This is a genomic window from Anaeromonas frigoriresistens (genome assembly GCF_016820655.1).
GTDB classification, from domain to species: domain Bacteria; phylum Bacillota; class Clostridia; order Tissierellales; family SIT17; genus Anaeromonas; species Anaeromonas frigoriresistens.
This window is the reverse complement of the sequence record NZ_WSFT01000039.1, coordinates 129,820-153,975: the sequence shown is the minus strand read 5'-3', so window position 1 is coordinate 153,975 and position 24,156 is coordinate 129,820. Positions and strand designations below refer to the sequence as shown.

At 28.7% G+C, this 24,156-nt stretch carries 21 protein-coding genes and 2 pseudogenes; 1 reads left to right on the top strand and 22 read right to left on the bottom strand.

Annotation, left to right across the window (positions count from 1 at the left end):
- Nucleotides 1-288 precede the first annotated feature (288 nt).
- From GOQ27_RS11080 to GOQ27_RS11010, 15 genes and pseudogenes are all read right to left on the bottom strand, one after another.
- Entirely contained in the window at nucleotides 289-783 is a 495-nt protein-coding gene (locus GOQ27_RS11080) for a GNAT family N-acetyltransferase (RefSeq protein ID WP_203366922.1), read from the bottom strand.
- Between the two features lie 448 nt (nucleotides 784-1,231).
- Nucleotides 1,232-2,200: an aminoglycoside phosphotransferase family protein gene (locus tag GOQ27_RS11075; protein ID WP_203366921.1), complete on the bottom strand. Its 969-nt coding sequence runs from the start codon at nucleotides 2,198-2,200 to the stop codon at nucleotides 1,232-1,234.
- A 127-nt stretch (nucleotides 2,201-2,327) separates the two neighbouring features.
- Complete coding sequence (locus tag GOQ27_RS11070; protein ID WP_203366920.1) at nucleotides 2,328-3,989, bottom strand: ABC transporter ATP-binding protein; 1,662 nt, start codon at nucleotides 3,987-3,989, stop codon at nucleotides 2,328-2,330.
- Nucleotides 3,986-5,722 carry an ABC transporter ATP-binding protein gene (locus GOQ27_RS11065; protein ID WP_203366919.1) on the bottom strand — a complete coding sequence of 579 codons (1,737 nt, stop codon included), beginning with the start codon at nucleotides 5,720-5,722 and terminating at the stop codon, nucleotides 3,986-3,988. The genes GOQ27_RS11070 and GOQ27_RS11065 overlap by 4 nt, the downstream gene beginning before the upstream one ends.
- A gap of 168 nt (nucleotides 5,723-5,890) precedes the next feature.
- Nucleotides 5,891-6,799, bottom strand: a complete 909-nt coding sequence (locus GOQ27_RS11060; RefSeq protein WP_203366918.1) for an AraC family transcriptional regulator — start codon at nucleotides 6,797-6,799, stop codon at nucleotides 5,891-5,893.
- A 213-nt stretch (nucleotides 6,800-7,012) separates the two neighbouring features.
- Nucleotides 7,013-8,269, bottom strand: a complete 1,257-nt coding sequence (locus GOQ27_RS11055; RefSeq protein WP_252187811.1) for a B12-binding domain-containing radical SAM protein — start codon at nucleotides 8,267-8,269, stop codon at nucleotides 7,013-7,015.
- A gap of 738 nt (nucleotides 8,270-9,007) precedes the next feature.
- A complete protein-coding gene (locus GOQ27_RS11050; RefSeq protein WP_203366916.1) occupies nucleotides 9,008-9,232 on the bottom strand; it encodes a hypothetical protein in 225 nt (74 codons plus the stop codon).
- Nucleotides 9,233-10,442: 1,210 nt separating this feature from the next.
- A complete protein-coding gene (locus GOQ27_RS11045) occupies nucleotides 10,443-11,504 on the bottom strand; it encodes an FAD-binding protein (RefSeq protein ID WP_203366915.1) in 1,062 nt (353 codons plus the stop codon).
- A 50-nt stretch (nucleotides 11,505-11,554) separates the two neighbouring features.
- Nucleotides 11,555-11,768, bottom strand: a pseudogene (locus tag GOQ27_RS11040) (helix-turn-helix domain-containing protein).
- A gap of 31 nt (nucleotides 11,769-11,799) precedes the next feature.
- Nucleotides 11,800-12,222 (bottom strand): annotated as a pseudogene (locus GOQ27_RS17515) (DUF2975 domain-containing protein).
- Between the two features lie 399 nt (nucleotides 12,223-12,621).
- The gene (locus tag GOQ27_RS11030) at nucleotides 12,622-12,819 is read right to left on the bottom strand and encodes a L,D-transpeptidase (RefSeq protein WP_350445907.1); all 198 of its coding nucleotides are present in this window, start codon (nucleotides 12,817-12,819) and stop codon (nucleotides 12,622-12,624) included.
- Between the two features lie 400 nt (nucleotides 12,820-13,219).
- Complete coding sequence (helD, locus tag GOQ27_RS11025; protein WP_203366913.1) at nucleotides 13,220-15,487, bottom strand: RNA polymerase recycling motor HelD; 2,268 nt, start codon at nucleotides 15,485-15,487, stop codon at nucleotides 13,220-13,222.
- A 15-nt stretch (nucleotides 15,488-15,502) separates the two neighbouring features.
- Nucleotides 15,503-16,771, bottom strand: coding sequence for an MFS transporter (locus GOQ27_RS11020; RefSeq protein ID WP_203366912.1), 1,269 nt, complete (start codon nucleotides 16,769-16,771; stop codon nucleotides 15,503-15,505).
- 9 nt (nucleotides 16,772-16,780) lie between these two features.
- Nucleotides 16,781-17,008, bottom strand: a complete 228-nt coding sequence (locus tag GOQ27_RS11015) for a hypothetical protein (protein WP_203366911.1) — start codon at nucleotides 17,006-17,008, stop codon at nucleotides 16,781-16,783.
- Between the two features lie 30 nt (nucleotides 17,009-17,038).
- Nucleotides 17,039-17,254, bottom strand: a complete 216-nt coding sequence (locus GOQ27_RS11010) for a helix-turn-helix domain-containing protein (protein WP_252187810.1) — start codon at nucleotides 17,252-17,254, stop codon at nucleotides 17,039-17,041.
- A gap of 128 nt (nucleotides 17,255-17,382) precedes the next feature.
- Between GOQ27_RS11010 and GOQ27_RS11005 the strand changes: the two genes are divergently transcribed.
- Complete coding sequence (locus tag GOQ27_RS11005; RefSeq protein WP_203366910.1) at nucleotides 17,383-17,643, top strand: hypothetical protein; 261 nt, start codon at nucleotides 17,383-17,385, stop codon at nucleotides 17,641-17,643.
- A gap of 85 nt (nucleotides 17,644-17,728) precedes the next feature.
- Here GOQ27_RS11005 and GOQ27_RS11000 read toward each other — a convergent pair whose 3' ends face one another.
- The 7 genes from GOQ27_RS11000 to paiA form a co-directional block, all read right to left on the bottom strand.
- Nucleotides 17,729-18,730, bottom strand: a complete 1,002-nt coding sequence (locus GOQ27_RS11000) for a permease (RefSeq protein ID WP_203366909.1) — start codon at nucleotides 18,728-18,730, stop codon at nucleotides 17,729-17,731.
- 137 nt (nucleotides 18,731-18,867) lie between these two features.
- Nucleotides 18,868-19,371 carry a MarR family winged helix-turn-helix transcriptional regulator gene (locus GOQ27_RS10995; protein WP_203366908.1) on the bottom strand — a complete coding sequence of 168 codons (504 nt, stop codon included), beginning with the start codon at nucleotides 19,369-19,371 and terminating at the stop codon, nucleotides 18,868-18,870.
- A gap of 499 nt (nucleotides 19,372-19,870) precedes the next feature.
- Nucleotides 19,871-21,619, bottom strand: a complete 1,749-nt coding sequence (arsA, locus tag GOQ27_RS10990) for an arsenical pump-driving ATPase (RefSeq protein WP_203366907.1) — start codon at nucleotides 21,617-21,619, stop codon at nucleotides 19,871-19,873.
- 21 nt (nucleotides 21,620-21,640) lie between these two features.
- Nucleotides 21,641-22,012 (bottom strand): arsenite efflux transporter metallochaperone ArsD, encoded by a 372-nt coding sequence (gene arsD, locus GOQ27_RS10985; RefSeq protein WP_203366906.1) that lies wholly within the window; start codon nucleotides 22,010-22,012, stop codon nucleotides 21,641-21,643.
- Between the two features lie 167 nt (nucleotides 22,013-22,179).
- Complete coding sequence (locus GOQ27_RS10980; protein WP_203366905.1) at nucleotides 22,180-22,554, bottom strand: ArsR/SmtB family transcription factor; 375 nt, start codon at nucleotides 22,552-22,554, stop codon at nucleotides 22,180-22,182.
- A gap of 238 nt (nucleotides 22,555-22,792) precedes the next feature.
- Nucleotides 22,793-23,500, bottom strand: a complete 708-nt coding sequence (locus GOQ27_RS10975) for a B3/B4 domain-containing protein (protein WP_203366904.1) — start codon at nucleotides 23,498-23,500, stop codon at nucleotides 22,793-22,795.
- Between the two features lie 123 nt (nucleotides 23,501-23,623).
- Nucleotides 23,624-24,142: a spermidine/spermine N(1)-acetyltransferase gene (paiA, locus tag GOQ27_RS10970; protein WP_203366903.1), complete on the bottom strand. Its 519-nt coding sequence runs from the start codon at nucleotides 24,140-24,142 to the stop codon at nucleotides 23,624-23,626.
- Nucleotides 24,143-24,156 lie beyond the last annotated feature (14 nt).

The window sequence follows — 24,156 nt, the reverse complement described above, 5'->3', positions numbered from 1 at the left end:
ATTTTTACCTAATATTACAAAGTACAATATCTCAATAATTCCAAATATAATTACTTTTATATAATTCTTCATAGTAACCCCCTTTGAATAAAAATATCTGAGTTTGTCATAATGACTATTGAGTAAAACTTAATATTGAATCATCATAATGCGTAGTTTATAAATAATGAGCAATATAATTAAGTTAACTCACGCTTATTTATTGTCTATATTTTCAATTGCTGAAATAATAAAATACCCCATTATATCTATTAATAAAATGACTCCTAAGTATCCTTTCTGTATTAATTACAAAAACTTCTTCATTGTAATAGCAGGCAAAACTTTTCCTGACCAATTTAATTTTAAATCTTTAGATTTAACAAACCCATTATTAACCCAAAACTTGAGTGCAGAATTATCATAATTAGTAACTACATCTAACCTAATACATTTGCTTTTTAATGATTTGACATATTCCTCTAACTCCTGAAATATTAGTTTTCCAATACCCCTACCTTGAAAATCACTATGTATCATCAATAGTGATAAATAAGTTTCGTTATCTACTTTAAAATCTATAAAACCAATTATCTTTCCCATACTTATATCAACAATTTTGTATGAACAAAAACCAATAGCCCTCATATTTTCGAGTTCTCGAAGTACCCATTCACTTGTTATCTTGTTTGTATCCATATGATTTATTAAAAATTTCTCATTGGAATTATATACTTCAAGAATTTCTTTTATATCTTTATTTTCGCTTAAAATTATATGAAAATCTTTTGATTGAAAAATCATTTTAATTCTCCCATTATTATTTTTTTTTACAACTCCGTATCTACTACTTAAAATTCTGCATATAAGCATTATATTCCTTTAAATTAAAATCTATATCTTACCATATGTACTATTTGTTGTTTGGACTCCTAGATGAAATAATGTATAGTTTCGTAGTTAAAATCACATTTTTTTACACAAAAGATTTTTCATGTATAATTAATTGAACTAATATTATAATATGTTGATCCAAGAATTAACGATTAAATAACATAGATTAAAATAAAGGATATATCAGATGTAGTGCTGATATATACCTGCTTCAATTTTACTATATTGTTATCTCTCCATACAGATAATTGTCCCACTTACTCCTATATTCTCCTTTGTTAATTATCTCATTCAACACTTATCTTCATATTTCTATTGTTTAGTGCTTATTTAATATTCCTTAATCAATTAATTTTCTTTAATCTCCTAATATACTCATTGTTTTAATTATTGCTTCTTCAATTTCAGATACCCATTCATCAGGAACGCTTTTCTTATTGATTAATCCTAGCATAGATATCATATCCATAAGTCTTACAAGTTTTATCCAGTCATTAGTTAAAAGAATTTTTGCCGAAGAATTATATCCTCTGAAAAAGTTATCATATATCTCTTTTGTCATATACTTATCTATATCAGTTCTATCTCTGAAGAATTTACCAATATCCAAATATATAGATGATGATAAACTATATTCAAAATCTATAAACCATATAGATTCTTTGTTATCAACTAAAATATTAGATGGATTAAAATCTCCATGTGAATATACAAATTGTGAATCTAGTTTTTTTAACATATCCTCATTCTGGGTGATGAATTCAAGGATATCCTTTTTTATTTTACTATTAATATGGTTACCTGCAAAACTATTTAAACCCTTTTCATAAACTGCCTTAATAGAAGGTAAAACCTTTTCGATATTCAAATGCTTATCTAATAGTGCTCTGTTTTCATACTCTCGATTATGTAAAAGTGCTAGGCTATTGGCTATATTATAAACCATCTTCTCAGGAAATCTCTTATTCTTAATAATATATTCTTTTAAAGTAATGCCATCAATATAATCCATTATTATATAAGGCTTATTATAAACCTTTTTTGTATTATCAAAAAAATATATATTAGGTACAACAACATATCTTTTTGCATATTTATATGAGGATACTTCTATCTCACTATTTCCTCCATTCTCAGGATAGATCTTAAGTAAGTATTTAATTTGAGGTTCATTTGTATGTACTATGTAATTACTGGTGCTTAGTCCCTCTGGTATTAGTTCCAATTTATTTATTTTAATTTTCGAATCATATTCAGCAAATATCTTATGGACCATTTTTATATCTATATCAATATAATCATATAGTCTAGCTGTTTTATTGCTCATATTTTCCTCCCCTTTTCTTCCTTTCATTTATTTTAAGTTCATTAATAGATATATTCTCCATAATTTTTTTATTTCCTTGTCCTGCTACTATAGATACATTAAGTTAAGATAGAAGAATAGTAAGTTATTAACAAGCTTTTATAATTCCCTTTCCCATAGATATTACTCTATTAGCTCGTTTTGCGATTGTTGGTCTATGGGCAACAAAAATTACTGTCCTCCTATTTACTTCACTAATCAAATTATCTAATAAAATATTTTCTATTTCTGAGTCAATAGCAGAGGTACCTTCATCTATAAGCAATATAGATGCTTCCTTTAGGAGAGCTCTAGCTATGGCAATTCTTTGTCTTTGCCCTCCTGATAGGGTAAGACCTCTTTCTCCTATTAAAGTGTTGTACCCTTGAGGTTGTCTTGCTATAAAATCATGGGCACATGCTTTTTTAGTAGTTTCATATATTTCCTCCATTGTAGCTTTAGGATTTCCAATCTTTAAATTATCTAAAATTGTTCCTTTAAAAAGGTAAGGCTCCTGAGATACGTAGGCTACATTATTCCGTAATACTGCCATATTAGCAACTTTTCCACACCAAAGGATATTACCAGACTCTAAGGGCATCAGTCCTGTTAATATTTTAGATAGAGTTGACTTACCTGCGCCACTTTGTCCCTCCAATATAACAAATTCATTTCTCATAATTCTTATATTGATTTTTAAAAGTATTGCTTCTCTATCATTGTAAGAAAATCTGCCATCCTTGATAGTAATTAACTCATCATTGCATATATAGGAGTCTGAACCCTCATACTCTCCAGTTTCCTCCTTCATCTCATCAAATAGTTCAAATATACGGGCGGATTTTGCTAATTGTATCTTTATTCCAAAACCATAGTTCCCAAATGTCACAAACATCTCTATAATACCCTCTTGTAGCATTATAGCTGCAAACACAGATCCCACATCTAGGGTACCTGTAGATATCATATATGCTCCGATACATAGTACTCCAAAAAAGTTTAAAGTGCTAATTATGTAACTTAATACATCTCTTTTTATATCTATAAGATTTCTATCATAGGCTTTTCTTGTAGCTTTATCCATGATAGAAGCAAAATTTTTAAGTAATGATTTCTCAAATTTGAATGCCTTTACTACCTTAATACCTCCTAAGGAATCTGTAACTAGACTATTTGCTTCCCCAGAGAGTTTACGTACATCATCACTATTGTCTTTTAAAGACTTTATCATATAGCTTCTACTTAAAGCAGATAAGATCCCTAGTACTATAACAGGTATTGCTATACGTATATCTAACATTAATAACATCACTAGAGCTCCTATACCCTTAACTAAAATTGAAATAATATCATAGGTTTGTTCTTTATAAAAATCAAACAGTTCGTCTATATCTCCTGTTAATCTGGACATTAATTCTCCACTATGTTGTTGTGAAAAGAAATTAAATGGTAAGCCTATAATATGTTTTAAAAGATTTAACCTAACTCCTAGCAAAGGCTTATGGCTTCTTCCTTCAAAATGATAGGCTGTAATGGGGACCAAAACACTGTATAGAATAAATATTATAATCATAGTTGAAAATCCTTGGATTAAAAGCTCCTTACTTCCTATTTCTACAGCATTAATCATCCACTTCGTTACCCAAGGTAATGTTAGCTCAAAGGCTGGCACCACAATAGCACAAATAATAACTGATAATAAATATTTCCACTTTTCCTTTCCTAACAAATTAAATATCTTGTTTCCATCATTTACGATTTTATTTTTCATATTGCCACTTCACCCTCCTCTGTTCCCATTTGTTCTTTATACAGATTATGATAAATACCTTGACTATTAAAGGATAATTCTTCATGGGTTCCAGATTCCACAATTCTACCTCCCTCAAGAACATATATACAATCTGCTTCTCTTATAGTTGATAATCTATGGGAAGAAATTAGTAAGGTAGATTCCTTAGAAAGTCTTAGTAATACTTTTACAATTTGCTCCTCAGTCTCCGTATCTACTGCTGATGTGGGCTCATCCATTAATACTAACGGGCTTTTTCTGAAAAAAGCCCTAGCAATAGCAATTCGCTGACGCTGTCCTCCGGAGAGAATCTGTCCACGCTCACCAACAGGAGTATCGTAAGATTTTGGTAGCTGGCAGATAAACTCATGGGCCCCTGCTGCAATAGCAGCCTCTTTAATTGAAGAGAAACTAGGATTCTCTATGCCAAATGCTATATTTTCAGCAATGGTGCCTGGAAATAATATATTATCCTGAGATACATAGGCAATACCTTTCTCAATGTATTCTTGTGCAATCCTTATCTCTCCCCTGTTCAAAGGGTATAACCCACATATTAGTGATAAGATAGTACTTTTCCCTTGCCCACTAGCTCCTGCTAAAACATTAAATCCTCTTCTTTTGATTGAAAAATTGCAATTTAATAAGACAATATTTTCTCCATATGCAAAGGTTACATCTTTAAAGGATATTGCCTCCTCCTTAGATTCCCCTATAGGTTTAATTTGTACTTCTGTAAAATCTTCTCCACCCATTATCACTCTAATTCCTTTTAAGGCCGCACTACCTTGTCTTAATGAGTCTATAAATCTTATTATAGATGATGCTGGTTGAGAAACATATAATGTTAACTGGACATATGCTACTAACTCTCCTACAGTCAGTTCTCCATTTAATGCAAGAAATCCGCCAAACAAGATACACATAATTTTGGATAGTTGAAGATTTAATAACCAGATTGGCAGGGATAATGCATCATACTTTTCAGACTGAAGAATATAAAACAAAACATCATCAAAAGCCTTCTTACATTTTTCAGCAATAGAATTCTCTAGATTAAAGCTCTTTATCTCTGTTATTCCATCAATACACTCTTTAGATAATTCATTTGCATATCCAATCTTTTCATAATACTGAGATGCATAAGAAGCACTTTTTTTTGCCAATTTATTTATTATAAATATTACTAAGGGCAATAAGATATAGCATATCAGGTAGAGCTTCCAGTTTATCATCAACATATAAACCGAAGCCCCTATAAACATAATAGGTTGTAATAAAGCATCTACAAATTTTCCTGAAATCAAACTAATAATCTTATTTAATTCGTTGTTATATAGAGAGATTATAGATCCTGAAGAAAGGGATTCCATTTTAGATATAGGCATTTTAAGTAAATTACTAAAAAAATCCCTTCTTATATTAGCAGCAGTTGTTGCTCCAAATCGAGTTTTAAATAGAGAAAGAAAAGTATTTGATAATAATCCTAGGATGACTATTGCAATTAAAGTAATTATTATGGCTAATAGTTCCTCTGTTTTTTTTGATATTGATACTGTAATTAGCTGGTCTAAAACCTTTGCTCTAAGTATGTTACTCCCTGTAATTAACCCAATGCATATAATTATTCCTAGTACATAGAAATATCTATCCTTACCATACTTCCAAAACCACCTAGCAGTATTGGGAATATTGTTCTTCTCTTTATTCATATACTGTCTCCTTTTATTACTTATTATTTGATTTAATAATCATATATAAATTTAATAAAGCTATTTTATATGCTCTCTACAGTTCCATATTACCACTGCTTAATTCAATTTTCTTATCCTATTTTGTTATATATAAAGTTATTAATAAAAATAAAAAAGCCGGAACCTCTAAAGGTTACGACTTTCACTTAATTTTATTGGTATGTATATATACATATGGAGCTTTTCATATTCCCAAGGGTGACATCTTTCATTGTAGAATTCAAAGTCTGTATAGGTATCATCTATCTCATAGGGTGAGTTTGGAAACCATTCTTCAAGTATATATTTCCAAGTACCTTTTATAGAATTTACAAAATCACTACTATCCACATCTGGAGTTGTAAATACTGCATAGGTAGCTGGTGGAACTTCTAAAGTATACATTTCCTCAAAGGCACTATCAAAGCTAGTCACTTCTACACCTAAAATATATGAAAATTCATCCTTCTCTAAATTAGTACTTGTGCATATCCCATACTCTCCATGTTTAGGTGAATTTTGTGTTCCATATAATTTCCTTTCTTTATCTTCAGTTTCAAATTCATCCCAAAAAGCTGGAATATCCCTAGAATGGACATTGTTCTTTAAAGTCGTCTTGAATTCATAACCAACTACCTTAAAACCATTATTATTAATTATTTTAGGTTGCATTATAATGCCACCTATCATATTATCCTTCAGCTTCTTCAAATCAACCCTCTGGGGTACACCTATAGGAGCATGGATTCTATAATAATTTGGTGGATATCCGAAGGTTTTTTTGAAGGCCTTAGTAAATCCTGCATGGGTTTCAAAGCCATAGGTCATAGCTATATCTATTACCTTCTCACCTTTGCTAAGTTCGTAAAGTGCATACTGAAGTCTTCGTCTTGTTACATACTCCATTATAGAAACCCCTACATAGTTTTTAAATAATTTATAATAATGATAGGTAGAGAAACCTGCTATTTTAGCTAGATTTTCTGCTGTTATTTCTTCTAAAATATTATCATCAATATAATCTATTGTTTTTTGAATTAAAGTTATATTATCCATTAGGTTCCCCCTATTCCTTGAAAACTAATATAAATATCATTATATCTTAAAATTATCCTATATATTAGATTTTATTGAAGTAATATTGTTTTATCCTTTGTAGATGCAAGAAACGCTGTTATTTATGGTATGGTTCACAGTATAACTGCAACTGAGATCTTTATTCATAAAAGTTAAATCATAAGAATATCCATAATAAATAGTCATCTACTCCTATCTGATTGACAGTTTGTATCCTAAATTAATAATAAAATTATAAAATATATTCGTCTTAGAAGCTTTCATTCTTTTCTTAAATGATTTGAGGGAATAAAAATTTTTCCTGAACCACATATATCCTTCATATAACTCTTTACAGCTCATATTTTTAGGACTAAATGCAACTCTAGTCTTTCCATTATAATAACTCCAATCTTCTGTAATTAACCTACCTTCTAATTTCATTTTATTATATATTGGTGTACGGGGTAAAGGAGTTAGTATACTTATTGTTGCTCCATCTATCCCTAAATTCTCACAAATCTTTAGAGTTCTAGAAAAAACTAGCTTATCATCAGTATCAAATCCAAAAACTATACCTGCTTGAATCATAATCTTATATTCATGTATCAAATCTATAATTCTTTTATAATCATCTATTTTATTTATTTCTTTATTTACATTTATAAGCGTATCGTCAGAAAAGGATTCTAATCCAACAAATAAATATATGCATCCTGCTGATTTTGCCAGATTTAACAGTTCTCTATCTTCACAATCTTTTAAAGTAACTTGTGCAGCCCACTTTTTCTTCAATCTCTTAAGATTTAGCAGTAACTCTTTAGCATATGTCTTATCTGAAAACAAGTTATCATCCCAAAACACAAAGTATTTACTATTTATTGTTTTTATATCACTAATTAGTTCATTTATAGGTCTTTTTCTAAAGCAATTATGATATATTTGTTTTAAGTTGCAATAACTACAATTATAAGGGCAACCCCTTGTAGCAAAAACAGCACCCCTTGTAAAATACCTTTTTCCTATTAAATCTCTTCTAGGTATAGGAATATTATTTAACTCCGGAGCATCCTTTGACATATATCTCTGTTTGGGATTATCGTTATAAAAGTCCTCAAGAAATTGTGGCCATGTGTTTTCTGCCTCTCCAATAATAATATAGTCACAATGTTTACTAACCTCATCTGGTAATAATGTTGCATGGGGTCCTCCCATTATAACCTTAATTCCTCTCTTCCTAAATAATTCTGAAATGTTATAACAATGATTAGCATTTGGAGTATTTACTGTAATCGCTACTAAATCGAATGTATTATAATACGGTATATCTTGATTATATTCATCAATTAAATTAATTTCATATCTTGTCTCATCTATAAATCCAGCTAAATATGGCATTGTGATTTGAGTAAAATTATTAAACTGTCTTTTTCTAAATTTATTAATTTCTTGATTTTCAGGTGTTATCATTAATATATGCTTTTTCATTTATTTATGAGTCCTTTCTATATCTAATGGTTAATCTCATTGTATCACAATTACCTTAATACACCTTTGGAACTTTCAATACTGTAAATCCAAATTAATTCAAATATAGTATTTTATCATTTTGAATTAATATAAACTTGATATGAGTTGAAATAATTCCAGTAGCTTACCTATTTTATCAACATCATATTTGTTTTGCATAAAATTTACTCCACTTTCTTATTTGTGTTAATTTATATCTAGATATTATATAATAAATTATAGTTTCATTGGAATTTAAATACAAGTACGTACTTTTTACTAAGATACTTACCATTTAGAAAGAGGGTAACCTATGGATATAGAAATGATTAAAAAATTTCTAAGCCAAAATAAAAGATAACAAATTATATTAGTGATATCACAATGTTTAATTTGATCTATTTCTCTCTACAGACAGCCAACTAAAATGTTAGTTCGTATCTAGTTCTAAGTTCATTATTACTTAATCTCTATTTGGTACCATAATGTAACTTATCTTACATTTCCAATAATCTTCGGTATTGCTTAAGAAAACATTTCTTCTCTTATCTAGAGCTGTGTGCTACTTTCAGCATAATTATTTAGATATAACTTCGAAAGTCAATTATTTCATGCTCCTAACTAATTTGTCTTTCACTTTAAAATCATCAAAATTCGTTAATTCAAGTTTATAGATTCCTTAGTATATCTTCTTTACAATTATACATAGATGGTTTGACTTTTTTTCTTTTTAACACTGTATATATAAACAATTATTAAAGATAAAATTTGTGTAAGTACAACACGAACTATTTGCATGCTATCAGTGCCATTATTTGTAGTAACATGAATAAGATTTATATCGGTGTTGTTTAATGTGTGTTCAAAAAAACTTGCCCATATAGATCCAGAGTATAGGGTAAGTATTCCTAACTTTACCCCCATCATAAGAGATAAAAGAATGTATCCAATACTCCATAACAAGTGCCATTGTCACATTCATTTCTCCATCAATTACACTTCTAATAGGCATTACAATATGCCATATTCCAAAAAATAAAGCTTGAAAAAATCTTGTCTTTTTTGAAACCAATGTCTTTGCATGTAAACTTGAATTTTTTCAAGATGAAATACAATAATATAATACCAAAAATCTTATGTACTAAATTCTCATTTAAAATAGTACTATCTGTACTCAATAAATCTTGAAACCACTAAAATTGTAAATATCAATGAAATTATAACTAATGGATTCTTCGATGTATATTTTTTCATTTTACTTCCTCCCCACTTGGTGTGGTATTGTCAAAAGTTTTTATCCAATATTAAAGAAATAAGAAGTGAATCACAAAAAGTATAGGAATTTCAATGACGCTAAGAGACCAATCTTTGTATTCATTGAGTCTTGGTAAAATAGAAAAAGAATCCATAGTAACACCAAGAACATGACTCCAAAACAATTTCAGAATTACCTTAGGTCAACTTCCTAAATTGTTAAACTTTTTGTGCCCAAAATATTAACGTAAGTCTAGATTTTATTCTTTTCAATGTAATTAACAAACAATATTTGTAGTATAAAAAAATATAATAAACAGAATGAGATTAGATTCGAAGTGTATAGTCTCCTTAAATCTCTTTTTATTTGTGACTTTTCAATATTCATTATATCAATTAAACTATCGAACATTTTATATTACTTGTCTGTAAGGAAAACCACCATTACTTATAGTACGGTTCACCGTATTTCTGTAACTGCGGTTTTGGGTATTAAAAATCAGATCTATCAGAACCGTACCTATTAACTCTTTTATTAGCGTATACATTATAATTTTAACTAGATTATAGCATTGAAAATGTTTCATGTGAATGGCTCACTTTTAAATTACTTTATGGTACTATAATCTCTAGCACTGTTCGCTATGTTGAAATTCTAGTATAATATTCTCTCATTAGTGAGTTCCCCTTAAATCAAAATTTTCCCATACCTTAGTTTGAGGGAATATATAAAGCTCTCTAAACTCGCTCTATCAGCGCTATACACTCCACATGTGTTTTGGTAAAATAATGATAGTTTTTGGCAGAAACATACGCTTTTTATTAAGGGCCTCTTTTTAAAGCCTGGTGTCTTAACCCGTATCTTTGTTAAACTTATAATTTATTTAATACTTTGAAAACCTGATTTCATAGCTAACTGCCTAAGAAATGGATTATACATAGCTGGGGATTTTAAATTTTTAATAATTAAATTTAACTTGATATCCTTTATCTTCTGTTTGTATCTATCCAGAAATCCATCTATTCCCTCATCAAGACTTTGAGCTAGGTATAAAGAGCTTTTTAATGCGTAGCTAATTCCTTCTGCTGAGCTTGGGCTAATCGCACCTGCAGCTTCTCCAACTAGAGCTATACCATCCCTTCCTATATAAAACTGTGATACCTTCTTAGGCCTATATATAAATGCCCCCTCTGTTTTTATTTTATTACCAAAATTAAAGCCTAATGGTGTTAATTTTGTTTTCAATATATCATACTTTTCTCTAGTATTCTCCCTAGGTCTAAGGGCTGACCCTAATAATAGGTAATTATCCTTTGGTATTACCCAAGAATAGAAATCACTTATTTCTTCATCAAAAATAGCTGTGAAATAGGGCATAGAAGATGAACACTCAAACCATTCCTGAATTGAGATATACCTTTGAGGAATATTTATATCCTTGCTCATAGATTTCCTTAATTTCGAAATGGCACCATCAGCACCTACGATAACTCTGGTCCTTGCAGATATCTCTTGACCATTATAAATATATTTAATTTGATATCCCCCTGGTATTTTAGCAAAACTTTTAAAAAAAGAGTTAAACTTTTTATCAATACCAGTTGGAAGTATGGAAACTAGCCATCTATCAAATTTTTCTCTATCCATATTATAATAGAATCTCTGATATAGCCTTTCAAGATTATTAGTTAAATCAATGGTTCTTACAGAAAAAAGTTGCGGATCAACTAGAATATCTTTAGGTACTCCTAAACCCAACTTTGCAATCATTCTCTGAGCATCAGGTGCTAGTAATCCTCCGCAGCATTTATTTATACGGTTTTTGGAACTCTCATTTTCTAGGTCCCGTTTATCTATTAATAAAACCTTATATTTTTCTCCAATTAATCGTGCAAGGTTAGAACCTGCAGGGCCCGCCCCTACTATTACAATGTCATACATAAATTCACCTCATAAGTCTTAATTTTTTTTACCCTCTATTTTTGACATTCTTACTCCTCGATATCATTTCTGTATTCTAAAATATTATCTGGTTGACACTCTAGAGCTTTACATATTCCCTCTAAAGTTGAGAATCTAATAGCTTTTGCTTTTCCGTTTTTTAATATAGAAATGTTAGCCATCGTTATTCCAACCCTCTCCGAAAGTTCTGTGACACTCATTTTTTTTAGCTAACATTACATCAATATTAATTATAATTGCCATGGCATTCACCTCATATCGTTAAATCATTATCTTATTTTATATCTATGGCATTTTTCAACAGTTTTTGGGTTACAACAGTAAATACTACGATAACCATTTGTGTAAATATAAAGATCATTCCAATCAATATGACAGCTGGAGCATCGTCTACTTCCCCTACGATATATAAGAGTACATGCTAAGTATATATATATGCTGATTGTGTTTACACAGTTTTTTTATATTTTTAAAAGTCTTTTCAGATAACTGCAATAGCTTTATTTGTGTCAATATAACTTAAAAGTTTAAATGCCTGATACAAAGCAACAAAAAATGATATAGTTGATACATACATAGCTATTAAAAAACCATATAGATTATAAGCCATTTTCCAACTGCTTTCTTCTGCGTCCCTAGATATCCAAGGTAACCCAAATATACATAGAGTAAGAACTGAAATTCCAATTAAAAACACAACTAGCTTTAAAAAAATTGTTTCTCGTTTCCTTATAAACACCTCATTTAATTATTGTTAATTTGATTTTAACAGATATTTTATCGTTTTACAATAAATATTTATTCTTATTTGCTTAATTTTTATTGTTAATACCTTTCAAATATAAAAGCCCATCAGGGTGAACTCCACCCTAATAGACTTATCCTTATTACACCTATTAAATTTCCCATTCACCCTCTGATCCATCTAATAATCTCACAATCAATCTTTAATCATAATAGGAAAACATATTATTTAAAGCTAGTAGTCATTTATGATACAGGATGCTATAAAAATTAAAAAATCTATTGTCTGATTGCAATTTTAGTATATTATTCTCTATGTAGACAGCTAGATATCACACTTATTCTCGTATTCTTATCGGTAACTACTCCATTCTATATTTAGTTTCATCCATCTTGATCCAAAACTACCACACCATTGAGATTTTTGGATTATCTTAAAATCTCCTATAGGAGTCGGTGTATCATCTTTTCCAGTGGATACTGTATATTTTTTTATGATCTCTTTAGTATCTAAATCTATTACATTCAATTGTTTAGTGTCAATATTGATAAGTATCCATAAATTATCATAGTCATGATTATCCCTTAATTATTTTCTTTCCCATGCTTCATATTGATGTTATACTTGATAGTCCCCTTTAAATTTAAGTCCTATTATATATGTTATTTTATTTCCTACTATTATTACAGTAAGTAGACAAGAGATAGCTAATATAATGTTATATCCACCTTTAAACAATAAAATCCTTCCTGCATATAAAATATATGAAAAAAGGAAATGTTTTTTAGATTATTTATAGTACAGTTCATCTTAATATAGATAAATGAGTCTTTTAATATTTATCCACACCAAATAGTATATTGATATACTATTTGGTATGGGAATTTAAACTTTAAATTAAGGAATTATATGATAGAATGATTATTAATTCAAAATTATTAAAAACTACTTATATTTCATCTAAAAGAGTTAAGTTTCCCTCTAAATGATAGATATAAGCTTCATGTAAAGCCCTTGTCATTGCTACATATAATAATTTAATATCCAAATCCTTATCTAAATAATCCTCATCAATACTTACTATAAATATACAATCAAATTCTAACCCTTTTGCTAAATAGGAAGGAACTAATACTACTCCACCCTTATAAGATGTATCCTTATCTGTTAAGATATTGATTTCAATATCTTTATTCATTTGTTTTTTTATTTTATTACATTCTTCTAAGCTTTTACATATTACTGCTATCGTTTTATAGTTCTTCTCCTTCACAGATTGGATTTTATCATGTAATTTATCTATTAATAACTCTTTAGATTTAAAAGATACTCTTTCTGGAGGATTTCCATGTCTTATTACTGGTTTTGCTAAATCTATTTTATCGTTATCTATTTTACTTATTATTTTATTAGCATAGTCCATTATTTCGATAGTAGTTCTATAACTTTGTACTAAAGACATATAGCTAGTCTCTTCTTTGGAAAATACTCCTTCCATTACTTCATCCCAGTCGTTTATGGATCTATAAGAATGAATACCTTGAGAAATATCACCTAATAGTGTAAACATATTTGTATTTAAAATTTCTTTTAGTATATAAAACTCAAATATATTAAAATCTTGCGCCTCATCTATGAGTACATTATTCATTTTTAATTTCTTAGTAAAACCTAATATTTTATGTTTCATATAGGCTAGAGGCGAATAATCTTCTAATTCAAGTTTATTGTCATATAAAATATTTTTTGAGTGGTTATACATAAAATCAATTTGTTCTTCTGTTAATATATCTTTAGAATATTCTCTAAGATTATCCTTATTACATACAATGTGATTATAATATTCTATAATTTTTTTCTTATCAAAATTATTCATGTAATCTTTTACTAGGGTACTACTTTGCTTTTTGATAGATTTTATTTTATCGTCCCTTTCATTAATCAAAGAAACTATTTTTAGTCTTCTTTCTTCTGTATCTTCCTCTAAATACCTTATATCTTCTATATTACTATCATAATAATTCATAGTACTTTCTAATATATCCTTTTTAACTTCTTTTAATTTTCTAGATATTCTAGTTTTAATTTTACTTAACCTCTTAAAAAAAGGTAAGTAAGATAAATCCACCAAAAACATATCATTGATTTCTGAATAGGTTAATAGAGTGATATCCCCTAATAAGATATCTTCATTAGGAATAAAATTAGTTTCAAATTCTTTAATATAATTATCAATTATATTTCTAAAATCTAAAGTACCTTTAAATAAAATTAACCATCTATATAAACTATTTTCTACATTATCTTCTACAGAATCAATTATATATTTATTTTTATTTACTAACTTATATTTTTTACCTACTAAATCTCTCATAAAGTCAACAAAGGTAGTTTGGACTACATCTTCAACACCTAATTCTGGAAGAACATCTGAAATGTAGTTTAAGAAAAGATTATTAGGGGCAATAATCATAAAGTTTTCAGGAGAGAAAGTCTTTTCATAGGTGTATATGAAATAAGCTATACGATGAAGAGCAATAGTAGTTTTACCACTTCCAGCAACCCCTTGAACTATAAGGGGTTTGTTTATAGGAGCTCTTATTACTTTATTTTGTTCTCGTTGTATAGTAGATGCAATATCCTTTAATCTATTATCTACATTAGCATCTAAGGATGACTGTAAAAAAGAATCATTAGTTGTGACGTCTACATCTAAGATTCCTTTTAGTTCTCCTTGCTCTATAGTAAACTGTCTTTTTAATAGTATATCTCCTTTTTGAGTTCCATCAGTAGTTTCATAAGTTATAGGACCAAGCCTACCTTCATAATATATATTAGCAACTGGGGATCTCCAATCCACTATTAAGGGGATATCATCTTCTGCTCTATACAAAGAAGTTTTACCTATATATAATTTTTCTTTTTTATTATTTTCTTCTCTTTGAAAGTCAACTCTAGCAAAATAGGGTTTATCTTTAACTTTGTATAAGGCTTCAAAATTCTTCTCTGCTGTCTCCATAAACTTTGAATTAAGAATTATATTGATATAACTTTGACTACTATCAAGATAATCTAATTCTTTCATAGCTTCTTTTATATTACTTTTATATTTATCTCTATAATCTGTTGTAGCAGTAAGAACTTCCTCAATATACTCTTTTGTATATTCTAGTCTTTCTTTTTCTTCGATATAATCTGGATGTTTTTTTACAGACATTAGACACTTCCTTTCCTATAATAAATCTTTTTTAGGAGCAGGAGATAAAAATGAAGCAATACTTCCTAATATAGGGAAGATTAACGTGATAAGAATAATTTCCCCATATCCTTTAAAAATATCATATCCTAATCCATAGATGATAGGTCCAGCTGATGAACCGATAACCATAGCTGTCATTGACATACTTCTTATACTACCTAAATGTTTTCTACCAAAATAGTTAGGCCACAGTGCATTGGTACTAACGGAATCAAAGGCTATGAAAAGCCCATTAAAAACACCATAAAATATTAGCATATGCTGATTTATTCCTAAGTATAAAAATAACATTGATATAAATAGTATTAAATAATTAATAGCTTTTATATAATGAACTTTTATCTTATCTACAACAAATCCTGCTACAAAAGTTAATGGGAACTGAGTTAATGCTATTATACTTAAAACAGAAGCTGCAAAGGTAGATGAAAATCCTTGATCTTTAAATATAGATACTATATGAAAAACAATAGCTGTATTAATAAAAGAAGGAATAGTCATACAAAACATCATAAACCAAAAAGCTCTTGTTTTCATAGCTTCTTTAGCAGTCCAAGAGTTTTTAAGAATTTCTTTATCCATATCATGATTTTTTGAATCATTAACATCCTTATTATCAGGAAGTAGTCCTAAATCTTCGGGTCTATTCCTTACTAATGAATAGCCCATTGGAGCCATAATTAGAACTAAAGATAGAGATAAAACTCTCCAAGTAAACTCTACAGATGTATTTAATATTAATGTGTTATTTAATAAAGGAAATAAAGCAGATCCTATAACTCCTCCTATAGACATAAGGCTTAAAGCTAATCCTCTTTTTTCTTCAAACCACTGTGGAACTAAAGTAGAAGATAAAAGAGTCATAGATCCTTGACCAAATAGTCTTAAAAATACAAATCCTATAAAAAGCATTATAGGGCTAAAAACAAAACTCATAAAAAAACAAGTTATACTTAAACATATAGGTATTATGGTCATCATTTTTCGATGGCCTAACTCATCAATTTTTCTCCCAATAGAAGGTAAGATAAATGATGCTAAAAGAGTAGCACCTGAATATAAGCTAGCTACTAAAGATCTACCCCAACTAAAGTTCTTAATATAGGAGTCAATAAAAAGAGAAATAGAATAGGTTTGCCCCGGGCCTGAAAACATAAGTCCCATAGCAGCGATAAAAATAATTATATATCCATAATAAAAAAACTTATTTGAAAATTTTGTAGTTACCATATTATTATTCATATTTTACCCTTATAAAGATACAGCATCTGTGTATTGGCTAGCTCTATAAGTATATCTATAAGTGATTTTTTCCTCGTCAAATCCAATTATATTTATATCTGTTATCCCATATTTAATCAATTCTTCTTTTAAATCAGTCAATTCATTAATTAATTCTCTGGTTGCTTCACCCATCCATATATTATAAGAATTAACTACCCATGAATTTAATATTTCTTTCATATCATTTTTTAGCATTTAAATTCCTCCTTTGTAAATTAAGACATTTTATAGTCTTTCGCCTCTTTTTTGTTTTTCGATAAATTCTGTTAGATCTTCTTTTTTTACTCTCCAATGTCGTCCAATTTTAAATCCAGGAATTTTTCCTTCCTTAACAAACTTATAGGTAGTAACTTCACTTATTTTAAGATAATTAGCTACTTCACTAATAGTCATTATTTCATCATCATTATTCATAAATTCATCCCTTTCTACTATAATCATTTATAAGCTAATATAAATTATATATAATATATTATAATTAAACAATAGTAAATGCAATTAAAATTGATTAACATATATTATTATGTTATAATCTAAACGAAATATAACAGAATATAAGGAGGGAGTTTATGGCAGGAAATAAATATATAATAAGAATAGCTATACTTAGCTGGACAAGATTTAAGTATAGATTAAGCGAATCAAAGAAAGATGAGGATAATATCGAAGACAATATTAAAGATATAGAAAATTATTTAAGTACCCAAGAGGTTGAAGATTTAAATATAATATATAAATCTCCTGATTATTATATTATAAGATATTTATTCCAAGGAAATACTGAAATACTACAATATGATACAAGAGAAGTTGAAGGAATCCTATATTAGATTAATTATGCATTTCTAATATAGGATTCTCTTAATTTTAATTAATTAATATTTTATATTTAAAGATCACTTAATTATAATACAATTAACTTATACTCATTAATAGTTGGTATACATATCCAAATATAACACCTCCTAAATACACAAATAGTACATAGAATAATATTGCTCTTTTCTTTAATATTGTGGACATACCTGCTATAACAGGTACCCCTGTTGCTTTACCAGTAATAAGAAATGCCAATAGTACTCCTGAACTGGCTCCTGAGTTCATAAAGGACTTCATCAAAGGCAAAGCAGATGGTCCTGAAACATATAGTGGTAATCCAATAATTGCGCCTAATGGAATAGAATATACTCTATTTGAGCTAAACAATGACATTATCCACTCTTTAGGAATAATAAGTTCAGCTACTCTACCAATAGCAATAAAGATAATAAAATATAATAAAACTTTCTTTATGCCTAAGTTAATAAACTCCCTAATAAAGTCTTTAATCTTTAGTTTATTTATTAAAGTCTCTTTATTGCTACAGCAAGAAGATGATGAACTTATAATTCCCACTTGATCATTTTCTACAGAACAACAACTTATACTTTGTACTTGAGATTTACCCATGACTATATCATTATCTTTAATAATCCTAAACTGTCCTTTAAAAAAGTTCGTTTTTAAATCTAGAAAGTGTGCAAATAGTCCTGCTAGTAAACCCAATAAAATTGATGAAATCACTACTACTATAGCAAATTTAGTTCCAAAAAATGCTGTTTGGAACATAAATTCTGAAGGACTAGTTAATGGAGAAGATACTAAAAATGCCATTACTGGTCCCCATGGCATAGACGTAATAAACATCGATAATAATACTGCCATAGTTCCACAAGCACAAAGGGGTGTTAAAGCTCCAAATCCTATGGAAGACAAGATGGATGCTTTTGAGTTTCTTTTTAAATATCTATTAAAGCTGTTCTCATCCACATAAACTCTAATACATACAGCTAATAAAATACCAATAAGTAAAATCCACCAATCTGCTTTTAAGTACCTCAATACAGTCCATACAATGTCTTTTAAAATATTAATCATTTTATATCCTCCTTTATTTTGTTTGTATCATACAAGTATTAAGTATTATCTTATTTTTCTTCTTTATTGTTATAGTATCTTTGCAAACTTACTATAACAATTTTTACTTGTATGATACAAATACTCTCTAAAAATTTTTAACAACAATTTGGATTTGCTTTTTCAAAAGCATTTAAAAGTAAAGATACTGAATCTAGCACTTCTTCAACTTTACCTTCAGGTAAGTTTTCAATTATCTTTTCATAATATTGATTTAATCTTTCATTTAGATCTAATGAAGCTTTTCTTCCTTTTTCTGATAACTTTACTACTACTACTCTTCTATCTTCTTGATACCTTTCTCTTACTAGATATTTATCTCTTACAAGTTTATCTACTATTCTTGTCATTGTACTAGTATTTAAATTCATTCTTTCACTTAATTCATTCATAGTTAGACCATCGGATTTTAGTAACTCTATTAGAGAATAACACTGGGAAGTGGTAAATCCTGATACTTTTATTTGGTCTCTTTCAAATAATTGAAAAACTCTAACCATTTTTTGAGTTGTTTCTCTTACTTCTTTAATACAACATTGTTCCATATTCTCATCATCACATTTAGCACACTCATTTTGAAATGTTTTATTTAACTCTTTCATTTTATCACCTCATTTAATTTAATTGTATAATACAAATATTGTTTAGTCAAATATTTTTTTAGATATCATTAGTTATATCATATAATTACTCTATATAATATTTGAAAAGCTCTCCTAAAATATTTCCTTTAACTTCTTTTATATCTCCAAAGATTCTCTTTATTCTTTCTGGTGGAAAGTAAATTTGAATATAGAATATTACAGATATAAGTTAGGTAATAATATAAAAATCTTTATAGTTTCATAAATAAAAAAGTGAATACTAACATAGCCTTCAAAATATCACTACCTAACTTCTTTGCTTAGCCTTCTGCTCTTTGACTTCTACATGAGTTGTGAACACAAACAAATGCAACTTTCAATTTCATTTGCATACCTACTTGTACTTAAATGATTATCACTTTTCTAATATCCTTTCTTTAGCATAGATATTAATTTATTTGAAATTATTCTATTGTCTCTTATAGTATCTACTATTTCATCAGTATTTCTCCTTCATTTAATCTAACAGTTTACTTAATATTTCTCCTTTTACTTCTTCAGGTATCCACTCTATAACTGAAAAGTTTCCGTTAGATATTTCATTTACTTCATTAATCCACTGTATTTCGTTACTAGCTTTTACCTTTAAAATAGTATTAGTTGTATTAGTTGTATAAAAGCTTGAATTAATAACCCACCATTTGCTGTGTATACCAGCTCTATCTAAGTCTTTTTCTAATCTTATCGCTTCATGTACTGGTGTAGCTTCTGCTAATGCTACAATAATTACTTCGGTTTCCTTTTCATTTCTTAGCTTTGGTAATAGTTTTTTAACCGACTCTGGAACATCCCCTTGGAATCTTTCAATTTCCTTGTGATAACTCTGAGTTGAGTCTAATAGTAATAATGTATGACCTGTTGGCGCAGTGTCTATGACAACAATTTCATCCTCTGATTTTTCTACTATTTCAGCAAAAGCTCTAAATACAGCTATCTCTTGGGTGCAGGGCGATCTTAAATCCTCTTCAATATACTCAATATCTTCATCGCTCATTGTACCCTTAGCTTCACTTAATACATCTTCTCTATATTTTTCAAGTTCTTCTTTTTCATCTATACTACTTAAAGTAATATTATTTCCTTCTTCTAGTACAAACTTTAAATGTGCTGCAGGGTCAGTAGTTGTTAAATGAACTTTTTTACCTTTTTTAGCTAAGCCTAGTGCAATTGCTGAAGCTATTGTTGTTTTGCCTACCCCCCCTTTACCCATTGTGAAAATCACCTTCTTATCACTACTATATAAATCTTCTATCACATCATTTAATTTGTGTATCTTTTCTGTTTCTAATTTTTCATTGCTATATTTTATATTATTATATTTTAAAAATGATCTTACATTCTCTAGCCCAGTTATGTTATATGGTCTTAAAGGAATTTTAAACTTCTGAATAAGTTCAAATGTCTCAGGCATATTCTTCAGTGCTCTTTGTTGTTTTTCACAAATTGATTTAGATAGATCATCATCATAGGAATCAAGTATTCCATTAATAATTAAAATTTGATTTTTAACTCCTATTTCTTTTAACTCATTAGAAGCTCTCTCAGCTTCTTTTAATGGTGATAGCTCAGGGCGTGACACTAATATTAGTGTAGTCTTCTTTTCATCTGCTAGGTTATCAACAGCATTTTTATAAATTCCTTTCTTATCTTCAAGGCCAGAAAGCTGTCCTAAGCATGATGCTCCATGAGTACTTTCATCAATGAAATTAGTCCATGCAGAAGGTAATTGTAGCATTCTAAGTGTGTGTCCTGTAGGTGCTGTATCAAATATTATATGATCATATTCTTTAGCAACTTTCTCATTTGTTATAAAATTTGAAAACTCATTAAATGCAGCTATTTCTACAGTACATGAACCAGACAACTGTTCTTCCATATTGTTTAATACTGCTTCGGGTAATTTCCCTCTATAAGGTCCTATTACACTTTCTTTGTATTCAAATGCAGCTTCTTCTGGATCAAAGTTTGCAACTACTAAATTAGGTACTTCTTTTATAGAAACACCCTTGTTATTTAATTCAGTATTAAATACATCTTGCAGGTTAGAAGCAGGGTCCGTACTTACAAGCATAATTTTCTTTCCTTCATCAGCTAAATTTACTGCTGTGGCACAGGCTGTTGAAGTTTTTCCAACTCCACCTTTTCCAGTAAAAAATATATATTTAGTTAAATTAAGTTTTGATATATTAAAACTTTTTAATAACATTAAAATTCTCCTTTTCTAGTTTTAGCAACATCCATCTCCACATCCACATCCATTAGAATCTTTTTTATCAGTAGGCTTTAAATTTTCTGGAGATATATCTAGCAATTTACAAAACTCTTCATTTGATGGGTAGTCTTTCATCTTTACAATAACTTCATCTACCATTGTAACCGGTAATGAATCTACTCCATCATTGCTAATTATTTTATTAATTTCGCTATTCTCTAAAAACTTTTGTGGATTATTAGAAAGATTATATCTTTCGACTACTATTCCATTGCTTTTCAAATTATTTATCACTGTAGAAATTCTTAACAGGTTTTTATCTACTCCTGGTCCACAAACTCCTGTTGGACAGCACATTGCCGGTTCGAATATTATCATTTTTTTCATATTAATACACTCCTTTTATCTATTCTACTTAAACCATCTTCTAGTTCTATTTGCAATCATTACACCTACACTTATATAAAGTTCAACCCTAACCGTTAAATAACCACCAAATATATCCATTTATTCAGATGTTATTATATCTTTTTCTTAACTCTTTTTTTCTTCTTCTATTTTATAATATTTTGTACTTTATCTTTATTCTCAGTAATCCACTGACAATTCATGTTATTTTCTTTATATTTCTGATATCTTCTCACATCATTAGTAAATACATCTTCTGATGTAAACTTTTCCTTCAGATATCTACAAAGTAACTTATCATTATTCACAAATTCATTACTAACTTTGTAGTGTACCCACTGTGCATCTTTGGACGAACTTATTATTCCTGTTTTCTTTAGTTTGCTTAGATGTCTAGAAACATTTGATTGACTCATATCAAGAATCACTTCAATTTCACATACACATAGGTCAGCCTTTATTAAAAGGTTTAAAATCCTAAGTCTATTCTCGTCTCCTAAAGCTTTGAATATATCTATCATTAGTCCTTCACCACCTCATATATATGAGTATATTCAATTATACTCATATACTATCATATACTTTAATCATCTACAATAATATTATTAATTAATCAAATAAAAAAATCATTTAATAAATACAATCCCTTATTATATTTAATAATTAGAGACATACCACAAAATATAGAGGATATATCAGCACTAGTACTGACATATCCTCCTTTTCAATTTCAATATATAATACTTTTTATAGCTACAACTACCTTATTGCTACTTCCTTATTATTTACATCTAAAATTGAAGTTTCAATTGTTCCACCTAAATTGTCTTGTACTACTTTGGCTAGTTCTTTTAGTGCATTTTCAAATTCTACTAATCTACTTTCATCAGTCAATTCAATACATAAAAAAGCATTAGTTGTATTTTCTGTAAGCATTGTTCTTACTGCTTCACGCCAGTTCCAACATCTGCAAATTGCACCTTTATCATCCTTGTAGACTATTTCGTCTTCATATGGAGGTGAGTTCTCGTCGGTTCCAAGTGGAATAAATTCTTCATTGCCAGTAGCAGTAGTCAATCTTATATTACCAGCGAATTTATCTATATCCTCACCACCACATGGTAATGCATATCTCAGTGAAATAGAATTGTAAATATCAACTAATGGGTTAATAGTTCCTATGTGATTTCTCTTATGAACTCTCTTTAGCAATGCCTCTATAGATGATCTTGCCCCTTTCTTTGTTTTAAATTTTTGAAATGATTCTCTCCATATTTTTATCACAGGGTTATTGCTAAAATTTTCATTTTGTAAATACTTTAATGCTTCCTTTTCTGCCTCAAAAATCATTTCCTCATATTGTTCTTTCTCTTTTATAGAGTTATCTATACCATTGCAAATCACAACACCAATTTTTGCATTAGGAAATAGGCTCCAAAAAGAATCTTCAATAATAAACTTTTTCATTAGGATACCTCCTATATTATAAAATTTGAAATATGCTATCTTCCAAAGACTAAAAACGAACGTTTGCTTAAAAAACAAACTCACAATTTTAAAAAAAGTTGTCAATATTGCTACTCTGTTAAATTATATAAGTTTTTTGGTCATTATAAAGTCTATTTGTTTTTCATCACCCATATAAAAAGAGTGGTCTCCTATTTGAACAAAACCCATTTTCTTATAAAAAGCAATAGCATTTTCATTTTGCTCCCATACTCCAAGCCAGATTTTCTTTTTATTAAGTTCAATCGCAATTTCCACAGCTTTATTTAGCAAAGATTTTCCAAGTCCATGTTTTTGAAATTTATTTATTATATAAATCCTCTCAATTTCAAGTGAATCATCACCCATATCTTCAGTCTGAGCATCATTGGTATTAACTTTTAAATATCCAGCGACTTCATTATTATGATAAACAAAAAAGAAGTGCGAAAAAGTATTAGATAATTCTTTTTCTATTTGTTTTAAGTTAAATGACCTCTCCAAATAGGAATTTATATTTTCAGGTGAATTCTGATCCTTAAATGTCTCATTAAATGTTTCATAACTAATTTTTTGAAGTTTGCATGAATCTTCAATAGTACACTTTCTTGTATTTATAAGCATTTAAATATGTCCCT

Coding starts and splice junctions, on each gene's coding strand:
- GOQ27_RS11060 (WP_203366918.1), bottom strand. CDS start 6,799: ATGGATAATATAACTTTAATTCAAAAAACAATAGATTATATTGATGAT.
- GOQ27_RS10980 (WP_203366905.1), bottom strand. CDS start 22,554: ATGATAGATATATTCAAAGCTTTAGGAGACGAGAATAGACTTAGGATT.
- GOQ27_RS11080 (WP_203366922.1), bottom strand. CDS start 783: ATGATTTTTCAATCAAAAGATTTTCATATAATTTTAAGCGAAAATAAA.
- GOQ27_RS11010 (WP_252187810.1), bottom strand. CDS start 17,254: ATGATTATAGTAGAAAGGGATGAATTTATGAATAATGATGATGAAATA.
- GOQ27_RS11005 (WP_203366910.1), top strand. CDS start 17,383: ATGGCAGGAAATAAATATATAATAAGAATAGCTATACTTAGCTGGACA.
- GOQ27_RS10975 (WP_203366904.1), bottom strand. CDS start 23,500: ATGAAAAAGTTTATTATTGAAGATTCTTTTTGGAGCCTATTTCCTAAT.
- GOQ27_RS11065 (WP_203366919.1), bottom strand. CDS start 5,722: ATGAATAAAGAGAAGAACAATATTCCCAATACTGCTAGGTGGTTTTGG.
- arsA (WP_203366907.1), bottom strand. CDS start 21,619: ATGTTATTAAAAAGTTTTAATATATCAAAACTTAATTTAACTAAATAT.
- GOQ27_RS10995 (WP_203366908.1), bottom strand. CDS start 19,371: ATGAAAGAGTTAAATAAAACATTTCAAAATGAGTGTGCTAAATGTGAT.
- GOQ27_RS11070 (WP_203366920.1), bottom strand. CDS start 3,989: ATGAAAAATAAAATCGTAAATGATGGAAACAAGATATTTAATTTGTTA.
- GOQ27_RS11045 (WP_203366915.1), bottom strand. CDS start 11,504: ATGTATGACATTGTAATAGTAGGGGCGGGCCCTGCAGGTTCTAACCTT.
- GOQ27_RS11050 (WP_203366916.1), bottom strand. CDS start 9,232: ATGGGGGTAAAGTTAGGAATACTTACCCTATACTCTGGATCTATATGG.
- paiA (WP_203366903.1), bottom strand. CDS start 24,142: ATGCTTATAAATACAAGAAAGTGTACTATTGAAGATTCATGCAAACTT.
- GOQ27_RS11075 (WP_203366921.1), bottom strand. CDS start 2,200: ATGAGCAATAAAACAGCTAGACTATATGATTATATTGATATAGATATA.
- arsD (WP_203366906.1), bottom strand. CDS start 22,012: ATGAAAAAAATGATAATATTCGAACCGGCAATGTGCTGTCCAACAGGA.
- GOQ27_RS11015 (WP_203366911.1), bottom strand. CDS start 17,008: ATGCTAAAAAATGATATGAAAGAAATATTAAATTCATGGGTAGTTAAT.
- GOQ27_RS11000 (WP_203366909.1), bottom strand. CDS start 18,730: ATGATTAATATTTTAAAAGACATTGTATGGACTGTATTGAGGTACTTA.
- GOQ27_RS11055 (WP_252187811.1), bottom strand. CDS start 8,269: ATGATAACACCTGAAAATCAAGAAATTAATAAATTTAGAAAAAGACAG.
- GOQ27_RS11020 (WP_203366912.1), bottom strand. CDS start 16,771: ATGAATAATAATATGGTAACTACAAAATTTTCAAATAAGTTTTTTTAT.
- helD (WP_203366913.1), bottom strand. CDS start 15,487: ATGTCTGTAAAAAAACATCCAGATTATATCGAAGAAAAAGAAAGACTA.